Source organism: Ruegeria sp. PrR005, from assembly GCF_010500245.1.
GTDB classification, from domain to species: Bacteria; Pseudomonadota; Alphaproteobacteria; order Rhodobacterales; family Rhodobacteraceae; genus Ruegeria_B; species Ruegeria_B marisflavi.
The window spans coordinates 1-26,461 of record NZ_JAAGOX010000001.1 but is presented as its reverse complement, the minus strand read 5'-3'; the positions used below and the strand labels follow the sequence as shown (position 1 = coordinate 26,461).

General features: G+C 62.1%; 23 protein-coding genes and 1 pseudogene. 14 read left to right on the top strand and 10 right to left on the bottom strand.

The window, feature by feature from the left end:
• The first annotated feature begins 79 nt into the window (after positions 1-79).
• Positions 80-1,132, top strand: a complete 1,053-nt coding sequence (locus tag G0P99_RS00120) for a catalase family protein (RefSeq protein WP_164126549.1) — start codon at positions 80-82, stop codon at positions 1,130-1,132.
• On the opposite strand, the gene G0P99_RS00115 is transcribed toward G0P99_RS00120, so the two are convergent.
• From G0P99_RS00115 to G0P99_RS00105, 3 genes are read right to left on the bottom strand one after another with little or no spacing between them, the layout of a single operon-like run.
• Positions 1,129-2,163, bottom strand: coding sequence for a lipocalin-like domain-containing protein (locus G0P99_RS00115; protein WP_164126547.1), 1,035 nt, complete (start codon positions 2,161-2,163; stop codon positions 1,129-1,131). The genes G0P99_RS00120 and G0P99_RS00115 overlap by 4 nt on opposite strands.
• Positions 2,153-4,564 carry an FtsX-like permease family protein gene (locus G0P99_RS00110; protein WP_164126545.1) on the bottom strand — a complete coding sequence of 804 codons (2,412 nt, stop codon included), beginning with the start codon at positions 4,562-4,564 and terminating at the stop codon, positions 2,153-2,155. The genes G0P99_RS00115 and G0P99_RS00110 overlap by 11 nt, the downstream gene beginning before the upstream one ends.
• Positions 4,561-5,208: an ABC transporter ATP-binding protein gene (locus G0P99_RS00105; protein WP_164126543.1), complete on the bottom strand. Its 648-nt coding sequence runs from the start codon at positions 5,206-5,208 to the stop codon at positions 4,561-4,563. Before G0P99_RS00105 ends, G0P99_RS00110 begins: the two co-directional genes overlap by 4 nt.
• A gap of 110 nt (positions 5,209-5,318) precedes the next feature.
• Between G0P99_RS00105 and G0P99_RS00100 the strand changes: the two genes are divergently transcribed.
• On the top strand, positions 5,319-5,666 hold the full coding sequence (locus G0P99_RS00100; RefSeq protein WP_164126541.1) for a hypothetical protein: 348 nt from the start codon (positions 5,319-5,321) through the stop codon (positions 5,664-5,666).
• Positions 5,667-5,766: 100 nt separating this feature from the next.
• Positions 5,767-6,201 carry a potassium channel family protein gene (locus G0P99_RS00095; RefSeq protein ID WP_164126539.1) on the top strand — a complete coding sequence of 145 codons (435 nt, stop codon included), beginning with the start codon at positions 5,767-5,769 and terminating at the stop codon, positions 6,199-6,201.
• On the opposite strand, the gene cls is transcribed toward G0P99_RS00095, so the two are convergent.
• From cls to G0P99_RS00080, 3 genes are read right to left on the bottom strand one after another with little or no spacing between them, the layout of a single operon-like run.
• Positions 6,198-7,610 (bottom strand): cardiolipin synthase, encoded by a 1,413-nt coding sequence (gene cls / locus G0P99_RS00090; protein ID WP_164126537.1) that lies wholly within the window; start codon positions 7,608-7,610, stop codon positions 6,198-6,200. The genes G0P99_RS00095 and cls overlap by 4 nt on opposite strands.
• Before the next feature lie 52 nt (positions 7,611-7,662).
• Complete coding sequence (locus G0P99_RS00085; RefSeq protein WP_164126535.1) at positions 7,663-8,784, bottom strand: acetoin utilization protein AcuC; 1,122 nt, start codon at positions 8,782-8,784, stop codon at positions 7,663-7,665.
• Positions 8,781-9,863 carry an AI-2E family transporter gene (locus G0P99_RS00080; RefSeq protein WP_164126533.1) on the bottom strand — a complete coding sequence of 361 codons (1,083 nt, stop codon included), beginning with the start codon at positions 9,861-9,863 and terminating at the stop codon, positions 8,781-8,783. Before G0P99_RS00080 ends, G0P99_RS00085 begins: the two co-directional genes overlap by 4 nt.
• A 109-nt stretch (positions 9,864-9,972) precedes the next feature.
• On the opposite strand from G0P99_RS00080, the gene G0P99_RS00075 reads away from it, so the two are divergent.
• The 3 genes from G0P99_RS00075 (at position 9,973) to G0P99_RS00065 (ending at position 13,116) form a co-directional block, all read left to right on the top strand.
• Positions 9,973-10,842: a YihY/virulence factor BrkB family protein gene (locus G0P99_RS00075; RefSeq protein ID WP_164126532.1), complete on the top strand. Its 870-nt coding sequence runs from the start codon at positions 9,973-9,975 to the stop codon at positions 10,840-10,842.
• Positions 10,843-10,852: 10 nt separating this feature from the next.
• Positions 10,853-12,760 (top strand): multiheme c-type cytochrome, encoded by a 1,908-nt coding sequence (locus G0P99_RS00070; protein ID WP_164126530.1) that lies wholly within the window; start codon positions 10,853-10,855, stop codon positions 12,758-12,760.
• A gap of 101 nt (positions 12,761-12,861) precedes the next feature.
• Positions 12,862-13,116, top strand: coding sequence for a hypothetical protein (locus G0P99_RS00065; RefSeq protein ID WP_164126528.1), 255 nt, complete (start codon positions 12,862-12,864; stop codon positions 13,114-13,116).
• Here G0P99_RS00065 and G0P99_RS00060 read toward each other — a convergent pair.
• From G0P99_RS00060 to G0P99_RS00050, 3 genes are all read right to left on the bottom strand, one after another.
• Complete coding sequence (locus G0P99_RS00060; RefSeq protein ID WP_164126526.1) at positions 13,113-13,814, bottom strand: RlmE family RNA methyltransferase; 702 nt, start codon at positions 13,812-13,814, stop codon at positions 13,113-13,115. The two genes, G0P99_RS00065 and G0P99_RS00060, sit on opposite strands and share 4 nt — an antisense overlap.
• A gap of 72 nt (positions 13,815-13,886) precedes the next feature.
• Complete coding sequence (locus G0P99_RS00055) at positions 13,887-15,149, bottom strand: SulP family inorganic anion transporter (RefSeq protein ID WP_164126524.1); 1,263 nt, start codon at positions 15,147-15,149, stop codon at positions 13,887-13,889.
• Positions 15,150-15,218: 69 nt separating this feature from the next.
• A complete protein-coding gene (locus G0P99_RS00050) occupies positions 15,219-16,331 on the bottom strand; it encodes a Ppx/GppA phosphatase family protein (RefSeq protein WP_164126522.1) in 1,113 nt (370 codons plus the stop codon).
• 182 nt (positions 16,332-16,513) lie between these two features.
• On the opposite strand from G0P99_RS00050, the gene G0P99_RS00045 reads away from it, so the two are divergent.
• The 8 genes from G0P99_RS00045 to G0P99_RS00010 all read left to right on the top strand — a co-directional run bounded on the left by G0P99_RS00045 (position 16,514) and on the right by G0P99_RS00010 (position 26,241).
• Entirely contained in the window at positions 16,514-18,397 is a 1,884-nt protein-coding gene (locus G0P99_RS00045) for a PhoX family phosphatase (protein ID WP_164126520.1), read from the top strand.
• 257 nt (positions 18,398-18,654) lie between these two features.
• Entirely contained in the window at positions 18,655-18,951 is a 297-nt protein-coding gene (locus tag G0P99_RS00040; RefSeq protein ID WP_164126518.1) for a virulence factor, read from the top strand.
• A gap of 26 nt (positions 18,952-18,977) precedes the next feature.
• Positions 18,978-19,907, top strand: a complete 930-nt coding sequence (locus G0P99_RS00035; RefSeq protein ID WP_164126516.1) for a methylenetetrahydrofolate reductase — start codon at positions 18,978-18,980, stop codon at positions 19,905-19,907.
• A gap of 10 nt (positions 19,908-19,917) precedes the next feature.
• Positions 19,918-20,979, top strand: coding sequence for a methyltetrahydrofolate cobalamin methyltransferase (locus tag G0P99_RS00030; protein WP_164126515.1), 1,062 nt, complete (start codon positions 19,918-19,920; stop codon positions 20,977-20,979).
• Between the two features lie 200 nt (positions 20,980-21,179).
• Positions 21,180-23,606 carry an FAD-dependent oxidoreductase gene (locus G0P99_RS00025; RefSeq protein ID WP_164126513.1) on the top strand — a complete coding sequence of 809 codons (2,427 nt, stop codon included), beginning with the start codon at positions 21,180-21,182 and terminating at the stop codon, positions 23,604-23,606.
• 61 nt (positions 23,607-23,667) lie between these two features.
• Positions 23,668-24,495, top strand: coding sequence for a polyphosphate kinase 2 family protein (locus G0P99_RS00020; RefSeq protein ID WP_164126511.1), 828 nt, complete (start codon positions 23,668-23,670; stop codon positions 24,493-24,495).
• 27 nt (positions 24,496-24,522) lie between these two features.
• Positions 24,523-25,419 (top strand): L-threonate dehydrogenase, encoded by an 897-nt coding sequence (gene ltnD, locus G0P99_RS00015; protein WP_164126509.1) that lies wholly within the window; start codon positions 24,523-24,525, stop codon positions 25,417-25,419.
• 6 nt (positions 25,420-25,425) lie between these two features.
• On the top strand, positions 25,426-26,241 hold the full coding sequence (locus G0P99_RS00010; protein ID WP_164126507.1) for a hydroxypyruvate isomerase family protein: 816 nt from the start codon (positions 25,426-25,428) through the stop codon (positions 26,239-26,241).
• Between the two features lie 67 nt (positions 26,242-26,308).
• Here the strand turns inward: G0P99_RS00010 and G0P99_RS00005 are convergent.
• Positions 26,309-26,461: pseudogene (locus G0P99_RS00005) on the bottom strand (S-(hydroxymethyl)glutathione dehydrogenase); the annotation flags it as partial.

Sequence of the window (26,461 nt, the reverse complement as noted above, 5' to 3'; positions counted from 1 at the left end):
TGGATTTTACAACCGTCCGTGGTAACGTGGCGGCGCGGCAGGTGTTTGGCCGCAGGAGTTTTTCGAAAGGTATTTTGACATGACAGCTATTCGTGGCGACCTCGGTGAGGCGCCGATCTCTGTGAACGAAGATGCGATCATCGCTGATATCATTGCCGCCAACCTCAAGATGATGGAAGTGGAACCAAACGGTTTCAAGTGGCGGGCGCAACACCCCAAGGGTCATGGGGCGATACCGGCCCGGTTCGTGGTCGGGCCGGATGTTCCCGCCGAGTACCGCATAGGACTATTTGCGCAACCGGCCGAGTTCGACGCGGTAATCCGGTTTTCCAACGGGACCGAACGCAAGGACGATCCCTCGGGCGGGGATGCGCATGGCATGGCGATCCGCCTGTTCGGTGTGCCGGGTCAAAGGGTCGAAGGTCCGGCGGATGCGGCAGGTACGCTCGACTTTATCCTTGTCGACAACGAAACCTTTTTCGAAGGCGACCTGAACGAGTATTCAGCCTTTAACGACCTGGTGTCCGAGGTTCTGAACTTCAAACGGAACGGGGATGAGGCGCTGGCCGCCATCGTCAATGGCATATACCTGAAGTTTCTCAAGAAATACTTCAGCCATGATATCTATGCCGTCGCACAGAAGTTCGGCGACCAGCAGCCTGTTTCGCCTCTGCGTGCGATCTACTGGAGCACCACGCCGTTCCTGCACGGCGATATCGCGGTCAAGCACCGGGTGGTGCCCGAGCCTGCGCCGGCACCGGGCGAGCTGCGAGACGGGGTGACCGGCAAGGACGGGTTGACCGACCGGTTGCTGGCGGGTCTGAGCGGGCAGGGGGCAACGTTCGGCTTTTACATCCAGCCGCAAGAGGATGTGGTCGCCCATCCCATCGAGGATCCGAATGTCAACTGGACCGAGAACGGTGCCCCCTGGATACGGGTCGGCCGGATCGATATCCCGCCGCTGGACGTGGCCGATGCGGCCGCGCGGACGGAATTGATCGCGGCGGGGGACCGGATGGCATTCAACATCTGGAACACCTTGCCGGATCACCGGCCGCTGGGCGCGGTGAACCGCGTGCGCAACAAGGTCTACAAGGCTCTGGCTCGGGCCCGTCACGCCGAAGGTGTCTAGCGGTAACCGGTCATTTCCAGATAACCGCGCCCGGTGTGGCTGCCGGTTACGGTGACGGGGCCTTCCCAATAAGGAAACGAGGTTGCCATCCAGGCGCCGGTAAAAAGTGCCGAGACTTGCACGTCCAAACCCTGTGACGGGATTTCCAGATGCCATTTGACCGGCACCTCGGGTCCGCTATCGGAGGCGTATTGCACAGGCGTGGCCCGGATGGCGCCGTCTGCCAGGGGGGTGGCCGTTCCATCGGGTGCCATCCATGTGCCCGAGGTATAGTCGTCGATTCCCCGCAGGCGGAAGGCCATGACTCGCGCGTTATCGTCCAGTGCCAGCGAAAACCAGTCCCACCCGGTCTGGTCGCCCGAGAGTGGTTGCGAGGACCACTCGCGATCGATCCACGCCGATCCGGTCACCGCAACTGGTCCGTCGGGCAGGTCGAGCGTTCCACTTACCTGCAAGAACGGCTGGGAGTAATAATAGCTGGCCTGTCCAGCCTGGGATTTCACCGAATAGCCTTGGTCGCCGTGCAGGACCAGCGGCCCCTTTGCATGCATGTCGAGACTATAGGCGAAATCCTGCCCGGCGGCGGTCAGTCGCATTTCGCCCGAGGGATCACCCGACATCTCCCATTCGTCGATCCAGGCCAGGAACGGGGTGGCGGATACACCGGCCTGTCCGATCCCGCCGCGCGACAGGCGCTCGGTGAAGTAATGGGCGTCCGGGGTCGTCACGGCGGCATGACCCATCCAGATCTGCGGGCTCTGCCATCCTGGTTTGTCACCGGGTTCAAGAGCGGAACGGAAGAGTGTCCATTGCAAGCCGTACTGGCGCCCGTCTGCACCATCCAGCGTCGCGGTCAGATACCACCATTCGATGCGGAAATCGGGATGCGGGCCATGGTCGGAGGGAAAGCTCAGCTCGATGCCCCGCTGCGGTATGGCAAACCCTTCGACCTCGGTACCCAGTCCGGCAAAGCCCTGCGCTGAGACGGCCCAGGGCCAGAGTAGGGAAAGGATCAGCACCTCAACTCTCATTGGCGAACACTTTCAAAAGTTGCGCAGGTGGCAGGCGGCGTAGACGCAGCATGGGCAAAGCGGCGGCCGCCGCGGCGGTCAGCAATGCCAGCGCAAACAGGCGCACCCATTCCAGAGGGAACAGGTACATCGGCAGTCGCCAGCCAAAAGCCGCGACATTGATCACGCTGAGCAGGAGCCAGGCGAGTACAAGGCCAAGCGGCACGGCGAACAAGGCTGTCATTGCGGCCAGCACCACCGCCCGCAACAGCTCCAACCAGGCAAGCCCGGTGCGCGTCTGCCCCAGGGCCCAGACCGGCGCCAGTTGCGGCAACCGCTGGGACCACAGGGTCAGCAGACTGGTCAGAATGGCAAATCCAGCCACGCCAAGTGTCAGCACATTCAGCGCGCCCGTCACCAGGAATGTCTTTTCGAAAATAGCCCGCGATTGCGCCTTGAGCGTCTGTTGCGGGATCACGGCGCCGGGTGGCAAGTCGAATACCGCGCGCAACTCCTCGGCCTGTTGTTCGGCCTGGTCGGCGGGCAGGTGCACGCCAAAGCGGGTGTTGGGCACGTCCGGGAAATGGTCGAGCAAACGGTCAAGCGCCACAATTGCCTGGCCCGTTGGATTACCGTAATCGGAATAGACCCCCGCCACCGGCGTCTCCCACTCCGGGGCAAGTGTAATCGTGGAGCCGGGCCACAGCCCGTCCCGGCGGGCAATCTGTTCGTTGATCAGCGCCGCCTGTCCGCTCATCACCCTCTGCCAGACATCCGCATCGGCGGCGATGAGCGGCCAGTGCCGACGATAACTGACATGATCGACAATCCCGTAGACAAAGAGCGGATGCGTGCCGGTGGTGATCTCGACCGAACGGATCGGCAACACAGCATCGGTGCGCGGGGTAAGCCACGCGGCCAGTTCCGCCCCCTGGGCATCGTCGCGCGCGTTAACGTAGTAGGTTGAGGTCAGCCGCTGGTCGAGCCATCCGTCAAATGTCAGCCGGAAGCTGGCTACCATAGTGCCCACGCCGATATTGGCGGCCAATGCCAGAAGCAGCGCCATCAGTGCCAGCGACAAGCCGGGCAATTGCGCCCGCATGTCGGCCATGACCCATTCGGCCAGTGGGCCCCGCACCATCCGTTTGCCCAGGAACAGCAACCCGGCAAGAGCCGGAGGCAGGGCGAGGGCCGCCCCCAACAGGCACCCGGCCATCAAGGCAAAGCCTGCGATCAGCCCGTCGAAAACGGCAAAGGCCGCAATGCCGGTCGCGACAACAACAAGGCTGGACAGCATCTGCATGCGCATGGCCCGTGGCCGCGCACTCCAGCGATGTTGCCCGGGGGCCGCCAGGATCGGCAGGCGCGACAGGCGCCAGAGCGTCTGCGCGCTGGCCAACAGCGTTCCGGCGACGGCCATTCCAAGCCCGGAAACCAGCCAGATCGGGCGGAGTGACACCGAACCTTCGGCCGGAGCGCCATAGAGGCCGCGCAGGGTTGCGGCCACATCGGGCAGCAAGGCCGCTGCGACCAGATACCCCAGCACAAGGCCAATTGCCCCACCGAGCAGCGCCAGCAGCAGCAGCTCCGCCAGAATCAGACGCATCAGCAGGCGCATCGGCAGGCCAAGCGCCCGCAGGGTACGGATCAACGGTCGTCGCTGTTCAAATGTCAGCCCGACGGTACCATGCACGATGAACAGGCCTACGACAAAGGACAGCAGGCCAAAGGCGGTCAGGTTCAGGTGGAAACTGTCGGTCAGTCGGGCGATATCCTGGGTGCCGCGGGCGGCCTGCCGTGTCAGGCCGGGTGCGATCTCGGCCAGCGGCGGGCGCCCTTTGGGCTGGTCAGGCAACACCAGCAGATAGGAGATCTGTCCCGCGCGGTTCAATATCGCCTCGGCGGTGCCGATGTCGGTCAGGATGCGCCTTGGCGGCAAGGCGGTGGTCTCGCTAACCGGCGGCAGGTCCGGGCGATCACGCAGCGCCTTGGCCAGTTCCGCGTCGGCGAACAGCCGTCCGGGCGCGGTCAAAACCTCGACCGGGGCGATGGAGCCCGAGGAGGCCTCGGCAATCGCGGGCAGATCCGGCCAGGCCAGAAGGTCGATACCCGTAACCGTTACGCCGCCCCCGTTGACCCGCAATGTCCCCTGCAAGACGGCGGCCACTTGCCACCCTGCCTGGCGAAGCTTCAGATATTCCGAGACTGACATGGGTGCGCCGTCAGAGCGGCTCAGCCGGTCGAGCCTGTCTGTACCCAGTTGCGCGGCGGCGCGCGCGTATGAGGCGCGGGCTTCGGCATTGATCGCCTGAACCGCCGACCACAATCCGGCGGCAAGGGCGATACCCACAACGAGGGTCAAGAGCTGAACAGGATGGCGCCGCCAATGCGACCAAAGCGCAAGGGTCGCGGCCCGGATCATGTGACCCTGCCCCCTGCAAGATGCGCCTGCCGGTCAAGGCGGGCCGCGACGGATTGTGAGTGGGTCACCAGCAGCAATGCGGTCCCCGAGACTCGGACGAGATCCAGCATCAGATCAAGCACCGCTTTGGCCGCAACCTCATCAAGGTTGCCGGTTGGTTCGTCCGCCAGCAGGAGTTTTGGCCGCACAGACATTGCCCGCCCGATTGCGACCCTTTGCTGCTGGCCGCCGGACAGCTGTTCGGGGAAGTGATCCAGGACGCCGTCCAGCCCGAGCCGCCCGGCGATCTCTGTCGTCCACGCCGGATCGTGCCGCCCCGCAAGTCGCGCGTGAAAGGCGAGGTTTTGCGCCACGGTCAGCGAAGGGATCAGGTTGAACTGCTGAAACACCAGGGCCACACGATTACGGCGCAAGGCCGCCCGACCGCCGTCGTCCAATGTCGAATAGGATATCCCATCAAAGGTGATCTGTCCGGCATCAAACCCATCAAGAGCCGCAACCAGATGCAGCAAGGTGCTTTTGCCGCTGCCGCTTTCCCCGGTGAGCGAAAGGCTCTCGCCCTGGGCCAGCGATATCGAGGCATCTTGCAAGACCGGACGGCCGCCGGGATAGGTCTTGGACACCTGGTCGACTGTCAGCAGCATGGCGTGTCTCTTCTTTCTGTTCGACCTCGCGGCGAAAATGGCGTGGTTTGCGGTACTGTCCAGCCCGAGATCGCCAATGGCAACCATTCGCCGCAGCCGGTCCCGAGCATTTGAAAACCCGAGAACAAGACATTATCTGGATCATCATGACCTTATTCAAAACCACACCCTTGTTGTTGGTGTTGCTGGCGACATCGGCCACGGCACAAGACGCGGCGCAATCCTGTCATGAGCGGGCGATGCGGCAGGCGGGCATCCGCGATACACAGATCGGCGATGGCCGGGCGTCCATACGGATCGGCGGCTCGGTCGCAGTGGGTGTTTCCCGCTCGTCCGGCCCGGCTACGCCCGGCGTACCCGCTTATGCGGGATCGGCCGCATCAGAACGGTTCGAACAGAAAAGGCAGCAGAAAATTTATCGCAGAACGTTCCAGGACTGCATGTCGACGCGGCAATAGGTAAAGTGACGCCGCGTTCCCCATTTCTGGCGCGGGGTTGCCATCGGCGAGCCGGGCTTACATTGTCGCGCCGAATTCGAACGGCGAAGCAACAGAACTGATGACACTTCTACAACAGATCACGTGGGGCAGTCTTTTCCTGGGCATATGCTTTGTGATCGAAGTCGTGCTTCTGGCCTGGTGCACGCTGTCGATCGCCCATCTGGCGGAACGGTTCCGGCACTGGACGCGAAGCCTTCGGACTGCGGGCATCATAACCGTGTCGCTGGTTTTTATCGTGCTGGCGCATACGATCCAGGTTTGGCTATGGGCCGGTGTCTGGGTTTGGTTCGATGTTCTGACGGAATGGAACGACGCGCTGTACTTCTCGCTCGTCACCTATACGACCCTTGGCTACGGCGATATCGTTCTGGGTCCGGGTTTGAGGATTTTCGCGGCATTCGCGGCGGTTGCCGGTCTGCTGGCCTTTGGCTTGTCCACCGCCTATCTGGTAGCGCTGATGACCCGGGTCTTTGAAGGGCGCCTGCCGCGCTAGAGAATCGGCGCAAAGAGCCGGGCCAGCGGCGCGCCATACCGGATGTAGCCGGGTTGCGCCGAAAGGGGTTCGGTCAGCTCATAGCTATGGCGAAAATCCCGTTCAAGCATCTGGGCGGTTTCCTCGGCCATGGCCTCGTCGAAGAACAGCGCCATCGCTTCGAAGTTCAGCCGGAAAGAGCGGTTGTCGAGGTTTGTTGTTCCCACCGCCGTGATGCTGCTGTCCACGACAAAGACCTTTTGGTGCAAGAAACCATCAGTGTATCGCATGACCATGACACCGGCGGCGCGGATCTCGTCGAAATACGAGAACGCGGCCAGCCAAGGGATCCTGTGATCGACCACGTCGGGCACCAGCAGTCGGACGTCTACACCCCGCATTGCGGCATTCTTGAGCGCAGCAAGGATATCGAGATCGGGCACGAAATAGGGCGAAGCGATCCAGAACCGCTGTTGCGCGGCAGCGATTGCGGAAAAGAACATCATCGAACCGGTTTCGGAACCGTCGCCGGGTCCTGTCGCAACGATCAGCGCATTGCGGTCCTGCGGATCGAGGACGGATTGCCAGGACAATTCGTCCAGCAGCTCCTCGCCATGCGCCCAGTGCCAGTCCTCGCAAAAGATCAGTTGCAGTTGCAGGACCGACGGCCCTGAAATCTCGACATGTGTGTCACGCCAGTTTCCGAAAACCGGATCCTGGCCCAGGTATTCGTTCCCGACATTGTGGCCGCCGATGAAACCGGTCTTTCCATCCACAACGACCGTTTTCCGATGATTGCGGTAATTGATCTGGAACCGGAAATTTGGCCCCCTTTGATCTCGCGGATCGGCAACATCGATCCCGGCATCGCGCAAATCGCGGAAGTAGCTCTCAGGCAGGCCATGGCTGCCGATGGCATCCGTCATGAAGCGAACCCTGACACCCCGCCGGGCCGCTGCGATCAGCCGATCTTGCAACTCTAGCCCCAGTTCGTCGTCGCGCACGATGTAGAACTGAACCAGAACATAGGATTGAGCCGCGTCGATTGCTGCGAAGATCGCCTGAAACGTGGCATCGCCATCGGTCAGCAAACGGGCACCGTTGCCCCGGCTGATAGCCATATGGGCGATCTGCTCAAAGGGGCGGGCGTTGACGCTCAGACTGAGCGGGTCCGGTGCGATAGCGTCCGCATGGGCCTTGAGGCCTGCGACCACGCGTTCGCTTTCCCGCCGGGCGATCCGGTAGCCACGAAAGCGGTGATGCCCCAGAAACATGTAAAGCGGCACGGATGCCCAGGGGAGGGTCATAAGAAAGACCACCCAGCCCACCGCACCTTGAGGGGTACGCGCTGTTTGCGCCGCGCGTACCGCAAAGAACACTGCGGTCGCGTACAACAGCACAACAATGAGGGATAGAAAAGCTGCCCACATAAGCGCAGCCTAACCCGAAGTCTTCGAAATGGTACAGAGGTGAACTGCGCCCTCAGGCCCAAGTCGATAGCCGTGCCGAAATCTGTCCGGGGATCTGTCGAACTTCGGGTCTGATCGGACCCGGACGGGGCGCGTCTTGTAGCGTCGTAAACCACGGTGCCGGGCGATCTCGGCCGCGTTGACGCCGCCAATCCAATCCGCGCAACACGGTTTCGGCCCGATCCGGCAACCAGTCTGGAATGGCGCGACCCGACAGGGCGGCCCAGACACCCGTCCACAGCCGGGCAACACTCCAGGGATTGTAGCCGCCGCCACCCAGAACCAGCAGGCGAGGGGAAATCTCCTGCAAGGCGTGTACGGTTTTCCAGTGGCACCAGTTGGACAGGGCAAGCCGCGACAGCGGATCCTCGGCAACGGCGTCTGCCCCGCATTGGAGGACGATGGCCTGCGGGTGGAAACCCGCGACCGCGGGCAGGATCGCCTCGTTCAGGATCAGATCGAATTCGGAATCGTTAAAGCCGCGCGGAACAGGAATGTTATACGCGGCCTCGCCCGCGGTATCCGAAACACCGCCGGTGAACGGCCAGCGCCGGTCCTCGTGCAGCGAGATCATCCGCACCTGCCGCGATCCGTGAAAGGCCGAGGCAACCCCATCACAATGATGCGCGTCGATATCGACATAGGCCACGCGGTCCAACCCGGCTCTCAGCATGGCGAGGATGGCCAGGACCGGATCGTTCAGATAGCAGAATCCGCCTGCGCGGTCAGCGAAACCGTGATGCGTGCCGCCACCGGGATTGAACACACGCAGACCGCTGAGCGCCAACTCTGCCCCCAGAAGTGAGCCGCCGGCCGCGGTGGCCGGACGCCGGAACATCTCGGGAAAGACCGGGTTGGACAGGGTGCCCAGCCCATGTTGGCTGCGATCTGTCTCGGTTACGGTCTGACGATCTTCGGCGCGTTGCAGCGCGGCGATATAGTCGGCGGTATGAAACGCGGTCAGTGCGGCCGGTTTGGCGCGCGGGCTGTTGCGGTACTCTCCGGGCGCGAACCAGTCCAGCGCGCGACAGAGGTCGATGACTGTGGACACGCGCGGGATTGCCAGCGGGTGTTGCCCGCCATAGGTCGAGCGCCGGTAGATCTCGGACCCGATAAAAACGGCGCGAGACGTCATGCCTGTGGTTCGTCTTCGGTCGACAGGCTGCCGTCCTTGGACATCAGGATCGCCAGTGGGCGCATCGCCGGAATATGGCTGAACACGATCAGGATGCAGACGGTCAGAGGCACGCTCAGGAAGGCGCCGATCAGCCCCCACAGAACAGTCCAGAATGTCAGGGAAAGAATGACCATGAAGCTCGACATGTTCAGCGACCGGCCAAGCATCGCGGGATCCAGGAAATTACCGATCAGAAACTGCACCGTTCCACAGAAAAAGACGATGATCAAAAAGGGGGTCACACTGTCGAACTGCACCAGCGAAACCAAGGCCGGAAAGATCACCGCCACGATCGAACCGATCGACGGGATAAAGTTGAGCGCAAAGGTCAGCACCGCCCAGGTTTCCGCAAACTCAAGCCCAAGAAGGCGAAAAACGGTATAGCTGATGCCGGCGGTCAACAGGCTGATGATGGTCTTGACCCCGAGATAGCGCTGTAAACTTGTCGAGATCGCATCCATCACGCTCGCCATGTCTTGTCCCAATTGCGGATCGCGGGCGGCAAGAAGCATCTTGTGGTGCAATGTGCGTCGTTCGGCCATCAGAAAGGCAACGTATAGCGATACCAGCAAAAATGTGTTGAGAGCTGAGGTCGCTCCCCCAACGGCGCCCCGTGTCAGTCGCGACAGGTCCACGCCTGCCAGTGTGTCCCGGGCAAATCCCATCATCTCGGGTCCCAGAAGGGCGGCCATCCGGGTGACCGCGCCGTCGAACGCGGTTTCATAGTTTCCGATTGCCCGCGCGAATTGCGTGGCCTGGCCGCCGATCACGAACATGATGGCAAAAAGCCCCGCCAGAACCAGCACGATACCCAGCAGATTGGCCAACCAGACAGGTGCATTCACCCAATCGCGCACGCGGTCGCTGACAGCGGTTATCAGGACAAAGGTCAGAAACGACAGGGCCAGAGGAATCAGAAATCCGGATCCCGCATAGAGGGCGAGAATGGCCAGAGTGAGCACAATCGACAGATCGCGAACCAAAGCCAGCGAGAGCCGGACCGGGCGTTGCTCGGTGTTTTGCTGCCGTCTGGTCATGGTGTGGTCCTTTGTCCCGTTTGCCTGCCATGTTGCACGGGCGGACCACCAATCGCAATCACGGCGCTTCGGGCTATGAGGCGGCAGCACGTACCACTAGAGTAACCTAATGAGCACGTTGACGAATCCCTCGCTCCTGTTTCCGCTGCGGGCGTTTGTGCTGGCGCTGGCAAGGTTCCAGACGAAAAGCGGTTTCGTCATGAGCAGCCATGTCGCCATGTCGATGATGATGGCGCTGTTTCCCTTTATCCTGTTCACGGTGGCCCTGGCTGGCAGCCTGAGCCAAGACTATGTCACCGACGATCTGATCGAACTTATCTTTGGGACCTGGCCCGATCAGGTCGCAGCGCCCATCGTGACAGAGTTGAAAGCCGTGCTGGACGGTGCCAATTCCAAGGTGATGACCGTTGGCGGCGTGCTGGCAGTCTATTTTGCCTCGAACGGTGTGGATGCCGTTCGCGAGGCGATGTCACGGGCGTACCACGATACCGATACCCGGCCGTTCTGGAAGACCCGGCTGTTGTGTATCGGGCTGGTCGTGGGGGGTGGTGCCATTGTCATGGCGGTTGCCGCCATGGAAGTGGTCATGCCGATCTATACCAATCTGGTCACCCAGGCCCTGCCGGGCGAGGCGCCGGACTGGTTATCTGTCGAGCGCCTGAGCTGGATCTTCATCGTCGCGATGCCTGCGGGTGGCGTGCTGATCTGCCACGCGATACTGCCGGCCAAGCGTCACTCCCTGGTTCAGATTCTGCCGGGCGTGCTTCTGACCCTCTTGCTTTGGGCGGTTTGCGGCTGGGGCTTTTCAATCTACATCTCCGAGTTCTCTGCATATAGCGCAACCTATGCCGGTCTGGCCGGGGCAATGGCGGCGCTGATTTTCCTCTATCTCAATGCCGCGATCCTGATTCTCGGGGCAGAGTTCAACGGCGCCCTCATTGACCTGAGGGCGAATGACGACGCGGATTCGATCGTCTGAAAGGGTATTCATGCTGCGACTGTCTTGCCTTCTTGTCTGGCTCGCGGCCCCGGTCCTGGCCCAGGCGCCGGATTACGTGGGCAGCGCCGCCTGCACCGGCTGCCACACCGAGGAGGCAGCAGCCTGGTCTGGCTCGCATCATGCTCTGGCCTGGACAGAACCGGGGCCGGATACCGTTCTGGCCGATTTTGAAGGAACGGAATTCAGCCATGGGGGCATGAGTGCGAGGTTCCGTCGCGAGGGCGCGGAGTACTTCGCCACGGTGACCGAGGCAGACGGGTCGGTCACGGATTATCGGCTGCATTCCGTCGCGGGTATCGCTCCGCTTCAGCAATACCTGTTCGAAACCGAACCGGGACGGCAGCAGAGTTTTGATCTGGTCTGGGATGTGGCCCGGCGACAGTGGTATCCGCTTTATCCTGACCAGGACTTGCCGCCGGATGACGGACTGCACTGGACCGGGCCCTACAAGAACTGGAATGCCCGGTGCGCTGAATGCCATGCAACAGGTTACAGCCGAAACTACCGAACGCAAAGCCAGCGCTATGAACCTCGCATGGCTGAAATCGGTGTCGGCTGCGAAGCCTGTCACGGCCCGGGATCGGCCCATGTCGAATGGACCACGGGAAAGGCACCGGACGAGGGGCTCGATTCATTTGGGTTCACGGTAACCCTGGATGCGGCGCAGTCAGAAACCTTGGTCCAACAATGCGCGGGCTGCCATTCCCGGCGGGAACCGCTCGCCGACGGCAATCCGCTGCCGGGGACCGCCTATCACGATGCCTATACGCTGTCGCTGCTGCGCCCTGGTCTTTACCACGCCGATGGTCAGATACTGGACGAAGTCTATGTCTACGGCTCCTTCCTGCAATCGCGGATGTATGCGCGTGGTGTGTCTTGCGTGAACTGTCACGAACCGCACGGGGCCACCTTGAAGGCCGAGGGAAACGCCGTTTGCACCCAATGCCATTCACCGGCAGGCAATCCCGCTTTCCCCAGCCTGAGACTGGCCGAGTACGACACCCCCCTGCACACCCAACACGCTCCGGACAGTGACGGTGCCCAGTGCAAGAGCTGCCACATGATCGTACGGACGTATATGGGCATAGACGAGCGGCGCGATCATTCCTTTCGTATTCCGCGTCCGGATCTGGGGGCAGAAACCGGCGGGCCGGATGCCTGTACAGATTGTCATGCGGACAAGGACCAGGATTGGGCCGCCGAGAAGATAGGGGAATGGTTTCCCAACAGTGATCGACGGGGTCCGCATTACGGACAGGTCCTTGCCCGCGCGACAACTGATCCGGATGCCGCTGCTGGCGATCTGGTGGCGTTGGCGCTGGATGGGGAGCAACCGGGCATCGTGCGGGCGACAGCCTTGTTCCTGCTTCAGCCGGCGCTTACGGTTGACGATGCTGAACTACTGACGCCGTTGCTGGCAGATCCCGATCCGCTTGTGCGCGCGGGCGCCGTTGCAATGCAACGTCCGCTGTCGCCCGAGGCGCGCGCGGCGCGCCTGATCCCGCTATTGCAGGACCCGCTCAAGGCGGTGCGTATTGCGGCGGCCAAAGAACTGATCGACCTGCCGCATGGCGCATTGACACGCAGCCAGGCGGCGATTTGGCGCGAAGGGGCAGGGGAGTTGCAGCGATCCCTGGCAACGCGCCTGGACTTTCCCGAAACCCATCTTGTCCTTGGGGGCATGGCCCTTAGGCTGCGCAACATGCCCGCAGCTGCGCGTGCGTTCCGCGAGGTGGTCGAGATGGACCCGCAGCGCGCCGAAGCCTGGCCGATACTGATCGAAGTGACCGAACTGACCGAGGGGCGTGACGCTGCAAGACGCCTGTTGCGCCAGGCCTTGAGCGTGTTGCCGGAAGATCCCAGATTGCGGCAGCTATCAATGCGCCTCGGCCCCTGACCTCGCCGCAGAACCGCCACATGCGGGCCATCGGATCGGCGCATCGGGCTGGCAGGATGACGGCTCGGGGTGGTTCTGCCCCAAGCTGCCACAGGGTTGCCATGCCAACCGATCCTTTGCCAATGCGCCACGCGATGCTGTTCGAATTGTTGCGACAGCAGACGGCGTCCGACGAAACAGCCACGCGGCTGCGTGCCGGGCCTTTTGATCTGTCCTCGGTGGACGAAGCCAAGTTGCAACGCAGGGCCTTTGCTTCGCTGCGTCCCCAAACCTTGGCGACAGCCATCCAGGATATCCAGCACATGAACGCACGTGCACCGAAAAATCGGACCCGCTGGAAACCGTTGCCGGGTTAGCCCCGAAACCCGGTGGCCACCACGAATTTCTCGGAACTGTCCGACCGGGAAGCCGGCGGTTTCACATTCGCAACCTTGGTGAATTTCTGCTTCAGCAGTTTTTGCAGCTCGCCCTCGGCGCCGCCCGCCAGAACCTTGGCAACGAATGTGCCGCCCTCTTCCAGAATGTCAAAGGCCAGGTACGCCGCCGCCTCGCACAAAGAGATGATGCGCAGGTGGTCGGTCTGTTTGTGCCCCGATGAAGCAGCGGCCATGTCCGACATGACCACATCAGCCTTGCCGCCCAACCATTCCTTGATCTGTTCGTCGGCGCCCTCGGACAGGAAATCAAGCTGATAGAGTTCTGCACCGGCAATGGGCTCGACCTCTTGCAGGTCGATACCCAGAACGGTTCCGATCCGTTTGCCGGTCTTTTCGCCCAGCGCATTGACCCGCTTCACCGCAACCTGGCACCAACCTCCGGGCGCACAACCCAGGTCCACGATCCGGGCGCCAGGCACCAGAAACCGGAACTTGTCGTCAAGTTCCAGGATCTTGAATGCCGCGCGCCCGCGATACCCTTCGGCCTGCGCACGTTTCACGTAAGGATCGTTCAACTGCCGTTGCAGCCAGCGCGTCGAGCTGAGTTTACGCCCGCGCGCGGTCTTTACCTTGACTTTAAGGTCACGCTGTCCGCGTCCGGATGTATTCTTGGCCATGGTGCGCTCCTGTCGGATAGGCAAGACGAGATAGCGGCTTGCCCCGGTTGAGGCAAGCGGGAAAGGCACCTGTTACCTGTCCGGGGGCGACCAATCGGCGGGCGGCACCTTGCGCCGACGCAGGCGCAGGGCCAAGCCCACGGAAACACCGACGCCGATGGCCACGGTCAGATCGGCAAACACCGTGAGCAGCAAGGTGAGGAACATGAGAACCGTATCAGAACGGGAACCGCTCAGGTAGCCACGCCATTTGTGAGGCTCGCTCATGTTCCATGCCGTGAGGATCAAGAGACCCGCCAAGGCGGGCAAGGCCAGTTGACCAACAAGATCACCGGCGAAGAACAGCACCGAAAGAACGGTCACAGCATGCACCAGCCCGGCCACAGGGGTACGCCCGCCGGCCCGGATATTGGTCGCAGTCCTTGCGATGGCTCCGGTCGCTGGAAGGCCGCCGAACAAGGCTGACCCCAGGTTTGCCGCACCTTGCGCCAGGATCTCGGCATTCGGACGATGGCGCGCGCCGATCATCCGGTCCGCAACCAGGGCCGAAAGCAGCGACTCTACCCCCGCAAGGAAAGCGATGACAAATGCCGATGGTAGTAACTCGACGATGCGCGCGTATGAGAGTTCGGGCAGCTTCGGCACAGGCAGGCCACGGGGGAGGTCACCGAACCTGGACTGGATGGTTTCGACGGGCAGGTGAGTCAGAACGGCCAATACCGAAGCGGCCCCGATGGCGAGGATTAGACCTGGAAATCGGGGATAGCGGGCGCGCAACACCGCAATCATCAGGATAGAGAGAACGCCGATTGCGAAACTGCTCCAATCGGCGGTGTCGCGGGCCTCCCAGAGGGTTTGAAGCTTGGGAAGGAAAGCGGCAGGCATCTCTGGTGTCGTCATTCCCAGCAAATCGCCGATCTGGCTGGTTGCGATGATCACCGCGATACCTATGGTAAAGCCGGTGACGACAGGTTCGGGCACCAATGCGATGAGGTTGCCCGCCTTGAGGAAACCCGCAACCACCAGAATTGCGCCCGCCATTAGCGTGGCCAAGACCAAGCCGTCGAACCCGTGTGCCGCGATGCCCCCATAGACCACGACGATGAATGCGCCGGTCGGTCCACCGATCTGAACATGGCTGCCGCCAAGCAGCGAGATGAGGAACCCGGCGACACAAGCCGTCACCAAACCCGAGGACGGCGATGCTCCAGAGGCGATTGCAATTGCCAGGCTAAGGGGGACCGCGACCATCGCAACGGTCAGGCCCGCACCAAGGTCTGCGCCGAAGGCCCCTTTCGTATACCCTGGCAGGGTCGACAGAATCTGAGGTTTCATCTTGGCACCCGTTGCACGCAAACAGGCGAACCCGGTCGCATCCCGGAACGGGAATGACTGCGCGTTACCTCAGAACGGACCATCCTCCAACACCCCATCCGCGCTCATCTGCGCATAAAGAAGTCCTTCGCGCAGGCCCCGGTCGGCCACCGACAGCCGGTTTGTCGGCCAGCATCTGAGGAGTGCCTGAAGGATGGCCGAACCCGACATGATCAGCGCATGCCGGTCTTCGCCGATACGCGGGTCGCGGCGGCGGCCCTGCGGGCCAAGGTCCAGATAGGTACGGATCACCTTGTCGATCTGCTCGCTGGTCATGCGCAGCCCATCTACCTTGGTCCGATCATAGCGTTTCAGCCCCAGATGGCTTGCCGCGACGGTGGTCACCGTGCCGCTGGTGCCGACAATCTGGAACCGCTCGCGTGTGGGTTCGTTTCGATAGGGGACGAAATCGGCCAATTGCTCTTCAAAGAACCAGCTCATCAGCGCAAAGCGGGCGGCATCATCCTCGACATCGTTGAACTGGTCGCGCAGCGTGGCGACGCCAAGTGGGACGCTGATCCAGTCGATCACCTTGGCGGCAGGGAACGGGCTTTCCGAGGGGTGGAACCCCGCATGCAGGCGCATGATGGCTGACGGCCGGTCGCGGCGCGGCACCGATTTCAGGTCGATCCACACAAGCTCGGTAGAACCGCCGCCGATATCGACGACAAGTAACTGTTCCGTCTTGGTCGAGACCAGAGGCGCGCAAGAGATCACCGCCAGCCGGGCTTCTTCCTCGGGCTGGATGATCTCAAGCGTCAGACCGGTCTCGCGCTTGACATCGCGGATGAATTCGCGCGCGTTGCGGGCCCTGCGGCAGGCCTCGGTGGCGACCAGACGCATACGGCGCACCTTGTTGCGCTTGATCTTCTGCTGGCAGATACGCAGGGCCTGGATCGTCCGGTCCATCGAGGTTCTGGACAACCTTTCAGTGCGCTCAAGCCCGGCACCGAGCTGAACGGATTTGGAAAAGCTGTCTACCACATGGAACCCGCTGCCCTTGGGCTGGGCAATCAGCATGCGGCAACTGTTTGTACCAAGATCGAGCGCCGCATAGAGGGCGTCCGGATCCGGCCTGTTCGGCGCGGGGCTTTCGACCGCTTTCGGGAACGCGCCCGCACCTGTGGGACGCTTGGGCGTCATGATGTCACGCCCTCCGATTTCGTGTTACCTTGAGCCTAGGATCCGATCAGACGGGGCGCAAGAGAATTCACTGCGCCCAGCGGCAGAACCGTCATATAGGTTTAACACAGCCATGCGACTGCATCCCCGAAAGCCGGCCTGTGCGCCGGAACGGATTCTGCTGGCAAGCCATGGAGCACGCTATGAAAAACGACCGCACCCTGACATTCGACGAATTTGATGAGGCGGTGAACCCGCGCCCCGACAATTGCGATTTCGACCAAGTGGTCGAAGAGGCGTTGTCGCGCCGTGGCTTCCTGGGCGGCGTGCTGGCAATGGGCGGGTTCGCGGCGCTTGGCGGTGCGGTTCTGCCGCGCGGAGCTAAAGCTGCGGTCGACCGGTTCGCCTTCGAAGCGGTTGCCGCCTCGACCGCAGACGAGATCGTGGTGCCGCAGGGGTATAAGGCCGAAATTCTGGTCCGCTGGGCCGATCCGCTGTGGTCGGACGGGGTGATGTTCGACCAGACCACGCGCGGCACCGCTGCCAGCCAGGCCCGCGCCTTTGGCGACAATACCGACGGGATGGAGGTGTTCCATCACCAGGGCCGCACGCTGCTGGTGGTGAACAACGAATACACCAACCGCGAGATCATCTGGGGCAATCGGGCCGAGGGTAAGGCCGAGACCGATGACGATGTCGAAAAGGGCATGCTGGCCCATGGCGTGACCGTGGTCGAGCTGGCCCATGATGGCAGCCGGTGGCAGGTTGTCACCGACAGCCCCTATAACCGCCGCATCACGCCGCGCACCGAGATGGTGCTGACCGGCCCCGCCGCCGGTCACGACCTGATGAAGACCGCCGCCGATCCGACTGGCACGGTGACCTTTGGCACCTGGAACAACTGTGGTTCGGGCAAGACCCCATGGGGCACCTATCTGGCCTGCGAGGAAAACTTCAACGGCTATTTCTCGGCCGTCGATGAGGCGCACGAGGTTTCCCCTGAACTGAACCGCTATGGCGTTTCGGCCAAGGACTGGGGCTATGGCTGGGCGCGGGTCGATGACCGGTTCGACGTGGCCAGGAACCCCAACGAACCCAATCGCGCTGGTTACGTGGTCGAGATCGATCCGCGCGACCCGAACTCGACCCCCAAGAAGCGCACCGCGCTGGGCCGGTTCAAGCACGAGAATGCCGAATGCGTCGTCAACCGCGACGGGCGTCTGGTGATCTATATGGGCGATGACGAGCGGGGCGAGTTCCTTTACCGCTATGTTTCGAACGGGGTCTATGCCGCCGGTGTCGATACCGACGAGCTGATGGAAAACGGCACGCTTTATGCGGCCAAGTTCGACGCATCGGGCAAGGGCATGTGGCTGGCGCTGACGCCTGAGGCCACCGGCATGTCTCAGGCCGAGATTTGCATTCACACCCGGATCGCCGCCTCGAAGCTGGGCGCCACCACCATGGACCGCCCCGAATGGGTCACCGCCAATCCGAACGCGGACGAGGTCTATTGCGCGCTGACCAACAACAAGAACCGGGGCGTCAAGCCGAACAAGGGCGGCGACGACACCCCGGCCGAGGGGCCGAACCCGCGCGAAAAGAACAATTATGGCCAGATCGTACGCTGGCGCCCCGAAGGCGGCGACCATACCGCAGAAGGGTTCGACTGGGATCTCTTCGTGCTGGCGGGCAACCCGACGGTGCATTCCGATGCCTATGCGGGGTCAGGAAACGTCAATGCGGGCAACATGTTCAACTCGCCCGACGGGCTGGCCTTTGACAACAACGGGCTGCTCTGGATCCAGACCGACGGCAAGTACTCCAACGAGGGTGATTTTGCCGGTCAGGGCAACAACCAGATGCTGGCAGGCGATCCGGTGACGGGCGAAATCCGCCGCTTCCTGGTCGGCCCGCGCGAGGCCGAGATCACCGGCCTTTGCTGGTCGGGCGACCGCCGCGCCATGTTCGTGGGGGTTCAGCACCCGGGCGAAGAGGGCAACAGCCACTGGCCAGATGGCGGCGACAGCGTGCCGCGCTCGGCCATCATCGTGGTCACGCGCGAGGATGGCGGCCTCGTAGGCTGAGCGTTTCCATTTGACGCAATCGACCCCGGGAACCGTGTCGTTTCCGGGGTTTCTCTTTCCGACATGACCGGTTCTCATCATCTTGGTGAAGAATTCGGGCAAGCCATGTCCGGCGTTCCTTGGTATTGCACGTCGAACACGCGGAAGGTCCGAAAACGACAAAGGTCGCTGTAACGTGCGCACGTGTCGAAATCGGACCTCTCCCGCCCCATATTGCCAGCTAGAACCGGCTCACCGGATCAGGAGGAATCGACGGTATGCCCGAGGTCACCATCGTCTATTGGCGGGATATCCCGGCACAGGTCATTGTCGGCAAGGGCCGCCGCGGCGCCAAGCGTCAGCTGGAGGAACGGTTCGAGCAGGCCATCGACCGCGCCGCGATGAAGGTGGGCGCGCAGGACACCGATGCCTACCTGGCCGAGTGGCGCAAGGCCGAGCCCTACGAGGTCGCCGGTGACCCGGCGGAGATCGTCGAGGCCGAAGCCCAGCGTCTGGAACGGGAATACGATCGCGAGCGCATAAAGGCGCTGATCGCAAACGACGGTTGGGCATGAGCCCGAAGAGCATATGGGAGGCCGCGATGGCTTTGCTGAACTTCAAGAAACGCGAGACGGTCGAAAACGGCCCCGTGAACCCCACCGTCGAGGCCTTTCTCAAGGATTACTCGATCGAGGTGATGCCGCGCACTGCGGAAAAGGTCGAGGATTTCCGCGCCCTGCTGCCCGCTGGCACCCGGGTGTACATTGCCCATATCGAAGGCACGCCCATCGAGGACATGGTGGCAACCGCCAAGCGGCTGGCCGCCGAGGGCTATCCGGTCATGCCGCACTTCCCGGCGCGCATCATCAAGGACGCCAAGACGCTGGAGAACTGGATCGCCATGTACCAGGGCGAAGCCGGGGTCGAGCAGGCACTCTTGCTGGCCGGTGGTGTGGCCGAGCCGCATGGTGATTTCCACTGCTCGATGCAGATGATGGAAACCGGCCTGTTCGACAAGGCGGGGTTCAAGCGTCTTCACGTCGCGGGCCACCCCGAGGGCAACAAGGATATCGACCCCAAGGGCGGCGATGCCAATGTGATGGACGCGCTGCGCTGGAAACAGAAGTTCAGCGAAACCACAGATGCCCAGATGGCGCTGGCCACCCAGTTCTGTTTCGAGGCCAAGCCGATCATCGCCTGGGCCAACGGGCTAAAGGCCGCCGGTATCGACCTGCCGATCCATATCGGCATTGCAGGCCCGGCCAAGCTTCAGACCCTGATCAAGTTCGCCATCGCCTGCGGCGTCGGCCCCTCGCTGAAAGTGCTGCAAAAGCGTGCGATGGACGTGTCCAAGCTGCTGCTGCCCTATGAACCCACTGATGTCGTGACCGAGCTGGCCGCCTACAAGGCCGCCAATCCCGATTTCAACATCACCAACGTGCACTTCTTCCCGCTGGGCGGCATCAAGACCAATGCCACCTGGGCGATCAATAACGGCGGTGCCAGCACCCGCCCCGTAAACCCGACCTGAAAGGCCAGACATGACCCGCACCATCGTTGAAAGCAAAACAAAAACCGCGATCATCGGCTTTGACCAGCCGTTCTGCGTGATCGGCGAGCGGATCAACCCCACGGGCCGCAAGAAGCTGGCCGCCGAGCTGGAAGCGGGCGATTTCTCTACCGTGGAAAAGGACGCCATCGCCCAGGTTGCCGCCGGGGCCACCGTTCTCGATATCAACGCGGGTGTTGTCTATAACTCCAACCCCAACCCGAACGAGACCGAACCGCCGCTGATGCGCAAGATCGTCGAGCTGGTGCAGGGGCTCGTCGACGTGCCGCTCTGCATCGACAGCTCGGTGCCGGGTGCGCTCGAGGCCGGTCTGGAGGCCTGTGAGGGTCGTCCGCTGTTGAACTCGGTCACCGGCGAGGAAGAGCGTCTGGAGCATATCCTGCCGCTGGTCAAGAAATACAACGTGCCGGTTGTGGCGATCTCGAACGACGACACCGGCATCTCCGAAGACCCGGACGTGCGTTTTGCCGTCGCCAAGAAGATCGTGGAACGCGCGGCCGATTTCGGCATCCCGGCCCATGACATCGTGGTCGATCCTTTGGTGATGCCGATCGGTGCCATGGCCACCGCCGGTCAGCAGGTGTTTGCCCTGGTGCGTCGCCTGCGCGAGGAACTGGGCGTGAACACCACCTGCGGCGCCTCCAACATTTCGTTCGGCCTGCCCAACCGGCACGGCATCAACAACGCCTTCCTGCCGATGGCGATGGGCGCGGGCATGACCAGCGCGATCATGAACCCGGTGGCGCTGCCGATCACTCAGAAGGCGATTGCCGAAAAGCGTGAGGCCGTGGCTGCCGCCGGCATCATCCTGCCCGAGGGCATGGATGACGAGACTTTTGTGACCATGTTCGGCCTGGGCTCGACCCTGCCGCGCGCGGGCAAGGAGATGGAGGCCATCCGCGCTGCCAATCTGCTGACCAACAACGACGCCCACGGCGCCGAATGGATCCGGTTCAACAAACCGCCCGCAGCCGAGGGCGAGGAAGGTCGGGGCCGGGGTGGCCGCGCCGGAAGCCGCCGCCGCCGCGCCTGACAGGTTCTGAATTGATCGAAGGGCCGGGGATTTTCCCCGGCCTTTTCATTTTGAAGCTCTATCCCGGCGTATTTCATACCAGAAAGAAGCCATGAGGTTTCGTTTTTCCGAAACAACATGCGCTCTTTGCAAATCCGCGCCTCTTCGATTGACGGAAATCAGCGCCGCCTGTTCCCTGACGCAAAACGCGGGAGGGCTTCATGCGGACATCGGCACGAGTCGTGGTGATCGGGGGCGGCATCGCTGGCTGTTCGACGCTCTATCATCTAACGCAGGAGGGCTGGTCGGATGTGATGCTGTTGGAGCGGAACGAATTGACCTCGGGCACCACCTGGCATTCGGCGGCGCAGGTGACCAATTTCGGCATGAACCAGACCATGGTGGGGCTGAAATCGCATTCGATCCGGCTCTACAAGGAACTGGCCGAGGACCCGGACTATCCGATCACCTATCACCATGGCGATGGCGGCATCCGTCTGGCCAATACCGAACGGGTCATGGAGGGTTATCGCCACTTTGCCTCGATGGCGCGGGGCATGGGGGTGGAGTTCGAGGTGATCGACGCAGCAGAATGTGAGCGGCGTCATCCGCTGATCACCCAAGGCAACCTGCTGGGCGGGCTGTGGGATCCGCTGGATGGCGATATCGACCCGGCGCAGCTGTGTCAGGCGCTGGTTCGGCGGGCGCGCAAGGCGGGGGCCGAGGTTTATCGCCAGACACCGGTGACCGCCCTGCGGCAATTGCCTGACGACAGCTGGATCGTCAGCACGCCCCATTGCGATATCCAAGCCGAAATCGTGGTGAACGCCTGTGGCTACCGTGTGAACGAGGTAGGCGCGATGATGGGCGTGCATCATCCCGTGGCCTCTATGGAGCATCAGTATTTGCTGACCGAGGAAATCCCAGCCATTCGTGACGCGGGCCACCGGATGCCGCTGATCCGCTGTCCGATCGACGATTTCTATTGCCGCCAGGAAAAGAACGGGTTGCTGGTCGGCTTCTATGAGCAGGATTGCCGGACCTGGGGCATGGACGGGATTGACCCGCATTTTGTCAATGCACTCTGCCCGGACGATCTGGACCGGGTGACAGACGTGTTCGAAGGGGCCGTGGCGCGCATTCCGGCGTTGGGAGAGGTGGGCATTCACACCGTTATCAATGGCCCGATCACCTATACGATCGACGGGGCGCCCTTGGTGGGGCCAGTCCCGGGCAAGCGCAATGTGTTCTGCATCATTGGGCTGCGCGCCGGCTTGGGCGAAGGCGGCGGCCATGGCTGGCTGCTGGCGCAGATGATCGTGCATGGCGAGGCCTGTTACGATACCTGGATACTGGATCCGCGCCGGTTCACGGCCCACGGGACCGCCGAACTGACTGCGCTGAAGGCGATCGAGGACTATCAGAACGAGTTCCGGTTCCATTTCCCGCACGAACATCGCCCGGCGGGACGGCCAGTAAAGACGACGCCGCTCTATCCGGTGCTGGAAGCCGAAGGCGCGGTGTTCGACGTGGTGAACGGATGGGAGCGGCTGGCCTATATCCGCCCTGACGCGGCGTTCAAGGAAACCCATGATTTCCGGTTCAACGAAACGTTCGATGTTCTCGCACGGGACGTTGCCGCGGTGCAATCCGGTGTTGGCCTGACGGAAGTCAACGGGTTTAACCGGATCGAGATCACCGGGTCTGGGGCGCGGGAATGGCTGGACGGGCTCGTCTGTGGAAAATTGCCGCGACGCGCAGGGCGGGTCGGGTTGACCTATCTGCTCAATGACAAGGGTTGCATCAAATCCGAGGCAACGCTGGCCTGGCTGGACGAAGATACGATCTGGTATGGATCTGCCGCAGCGGCCGAGTGGCACGATTTCGATTGGTTGTCGGCACATCTGCCCAAGGATGGCAATGTTTCCTTGCGCGCCTTGACCAACGAGATGACCATACTTCTCCTTGCAGGTCCCAAGGCGCGCGCTGTTTTGGGGTTGGTGGCGCGGGGCGATTGGTCAGCCTCCGCCTTTCCCTGGTTATCGGTTCGGCGCGCTTATGTCGGTATCGCGGCGGCGGTAGTTATGGCGGTCAGCTACTCGGGCGAGGAAGCTTTTGAGATTCACGTCCCCATATCGCAGAGCCTGTCGGTCTGGCGCGCGTTACGTGTTGCCGGTGCCGATCATGACATGTGCCTTTTCGGTTCCCGCGCCATCGACTCGATGCGTCTCGAAAAAGGGTATCTTCACTGGAAGGCGGATCTGATCACCGAGTTCGATCCATTTGAGGCGGGGCTTGACCGGTTCGTGGATCTGGACAAGGCGTTCCTGGGCAAACACGCTTTGATGGCGCGACTTGGATCGGCTGAACGCAGGCAACTTGTCACCCTCGCGGTGGAAACGGACGTAGCCCCGGCCCATGCAGGCGCCAGCGTCATGGTAGTGGGCAGGGTGGTGGGCACTGTAACCTCGGGCGATTGGGGGCATCGGACGGGCCTGAACCTGGCACTGGCTTATGTGCTGCCAGAGCACGCAGCCGTCGGAACCGCCGTGAGTATCGATATCATCGGGCTGGATGTTCCCGCTCGGGTCATCGCGGCCAGCCCTTATGACCCAGATAACCGTCGGTTACGGGCGCTCGACACTTGATTTCCGGGCGCAGGGCGCAAACACTGGGCCGCGGAAACGCGCCAAAGGCGCAAGGCGGAAGATGAAGACGAAACAGACACTCAGCCTGGCTGATGCGGATCTGACACTGACGATCCCCAAGGCCCGGTACCTGGATCAGTTGGCAAAGTTGCAGTTGAAACTGTCACGCATCCAGCAGGCTTACCTTTTTCACGGGCACAAGGCCGTTCTGGTATTCGAGGGGTGGGACGCGGCGGGCAAGGGAGGCGCCATTCGCCGGATCAGCCAGGCGCTTGATCCGCGCAGTTTCAAGGTCTGGCCGGTCGGGGCGCCGCGCAACTACTATCTAAATCGCCATTACCTGTTGAGATTCTGGGAACGTCTGCCGCCCGAAGGCGCGATCAGCGCCTTTGATCGCAGCTGGTATGGGCGCGTCATGGTCGAGCGGATCGAACAATTGACGCCCGAAAACCGATGGCGGGCGGCCTACCGCGAGATCAACGAGTTCGAGCGGATGCTGATTGATGACGGCACCCGGATCGTCAAGCTGTTCTTCCATATCTCGCCGGACGAGCAGATGCGGCGGTTCGAAGAACGGCTCCGCAACCCGCTCAAAAGGTGGAAGTTGACCTATGAGGATTTTCGCAATCGCGCCCGCTGGAGCGAAACCGAGGAGGCGGTAAACGAAATGTTCGCCAAGACCTCGACCCGGATCGCCCCCTGGACCTTGATTCCGGCCAATCACAAGAGATACGCCCGCATTGCTGCACTGGACGCGGTGGCAAAGACGCTGGCCAAGGGGGTTGATCTTGATCCGCAGCATCTGGACCATCGAACGCTTGACGCGGCAGGCAAACACCTGAATGTCGAACGTGAACTGATCGACAGCCTGCGGTCGCGGACAGAATAGGCACAACACCACGAGAGGGGCAGACAATTGACGCAAAAGGTTGCCGTGATTGGACTTGGGTCCATGGGCTATGGCATCGCCATTTCGGCGTTACGTGGCGGACACCAGGTCTGGGGTTTTGACGTCAATGCCGAACAGGTTGCCCGGTTTCGCGCCCAGGGCGGTCAGACCGGTGCGATGCCCGAGATCGCGGGAACTCTGGATGCCGTTGCCGTTGTGGTGCTGAATGCGGCCCAAACCGAAACGGTTCTGTTCGGGGCTGACGGAATTGCACCGCGACTCAAGAGCGGCGCCGTGATCCTGTCCTGCGCGACCGTGCCACCGGATTTCGCCCGCGAGATGGAAGCCCGCTGTGGCGAACATGGTGTTTACTATCTCGATGCGCCGATTTCAGGCGGGTCGGTCAAGGCAGCTGAGGGGCTGCTCAGTGTGATGGCGTCGGGCAGGCCCGAGGCCTTTGCGGCGGCGCGCCCGCTGTTATCCAACATTGCCGAAACCGTCTTTGAACTGGGCGATGGGGCCGGTGCGGGCAGCGCCATGAAGGCGGTAAACCAGATGTTGGCGGGAGTGCATATCGCCGCCATGGCCGAGGCGTTGACCTTTGGCATGACGCAGGGGGTTGCGCCCGACCAGTTCCTGGAGGTGATCAGCAAATGCGCCGGTACCAGCTGGATGCTGGAAAACCGTGCGCCGCATATCGTGGCGGGCGACTATGCCCCGCATAGTTCGGTAAACATCTGGCCCAAGGATCTGGGCATCGTGTTGGATATCGCGCGCAAGGCACAATTCGGGGCGCCGATCACGGCTGCTGCAATGCAGCAGTTTCTGGCGGCGGCAGGGATGGGTCTGGGGGCCGAGGATGATGCGGCCGTGGCCAAGGTCTATGCCCGCAATGCCGGGCTTACCCTTCCGGGCGAAGGGTAAGCTTATATGGAGTTTTCGGCCAATCTGGGATTTCTCTGGACTGACCGCAGCCTGCCGGATGCGATCCGGGCGGCGCATGCTGCCGGGTTCGCGGCGGTGGAATGCCACTGGCCTTACGAAACACCGGCGACCGAGGTCGCGGCGGTGCTGGTCGAAACGGGCCTGCCCATGCTGGGGCTGAACACCCGGCGCGGCAATGTCACCGCAGGGGAAAACGGGTTGTCGGCGCTGCCCGGACGCGAGACAGAGGCGCGCCGCGCTATTGAGGAGGCTGTGGACTATGCCCGCGCGATCGGAGCGCGGAAGATCCACGTCATGGCAGGGTTTGCAAGAGGACCCGAGGCGCATCGCTGTTTCGTCGGGAACCTGCGCCTCGCCTGTGAAATTGCCAACCGTTACGGGCTGACCATCCTGATCGAACCGCTCAACCATTTCGACGCACCCGGCTATTTCCTGACCACGACGGATCAATCCGTCACGATCATCGACGAGGTTGCAGCACCGAACCTGAAACTGATGTTCGATTGCTACCATGTCCAGGTGATGGAGGGCGACCTGACCCGCCGCCTGAGGAACCTGCTTCCTTTGATTGGCCATATCCAGTTCGCTTCGGTTCCAGACCGGGGCCCACCCGACCGGGGCGAAGTGGCCTATGACCATATCTTCGAGACGATCGCTGATCTTGGCTACGCGGAACCACTGGGTGCGGAATACAAACCCGGAGGCGATACGGACGCGAGTTTGGGATGGTTGAGAAAATGGGCGCGAAATGCTGCCCAGTCGCGTTTTGGCGACGTGGATGATCGTTCGAAAGACGGCTAGCGAGAGATTGTGTCAGGAGCAACCGGTGCCTTGCCGGTCACTCCCGTTTTTACAGGCGAACGATAGCTCAATACACCACGACGGCGCGGATGCTTTCGCCCTTGTGCATCAGCTCGAACCCCTTGTTGATCTCATCGAGGCTGAGCGTGTGGGTGATCATCGGGTCGATCTCGATCTTGCCGTCCATGTACCAGTCCACGATCTTGGGCACATCCGTCCG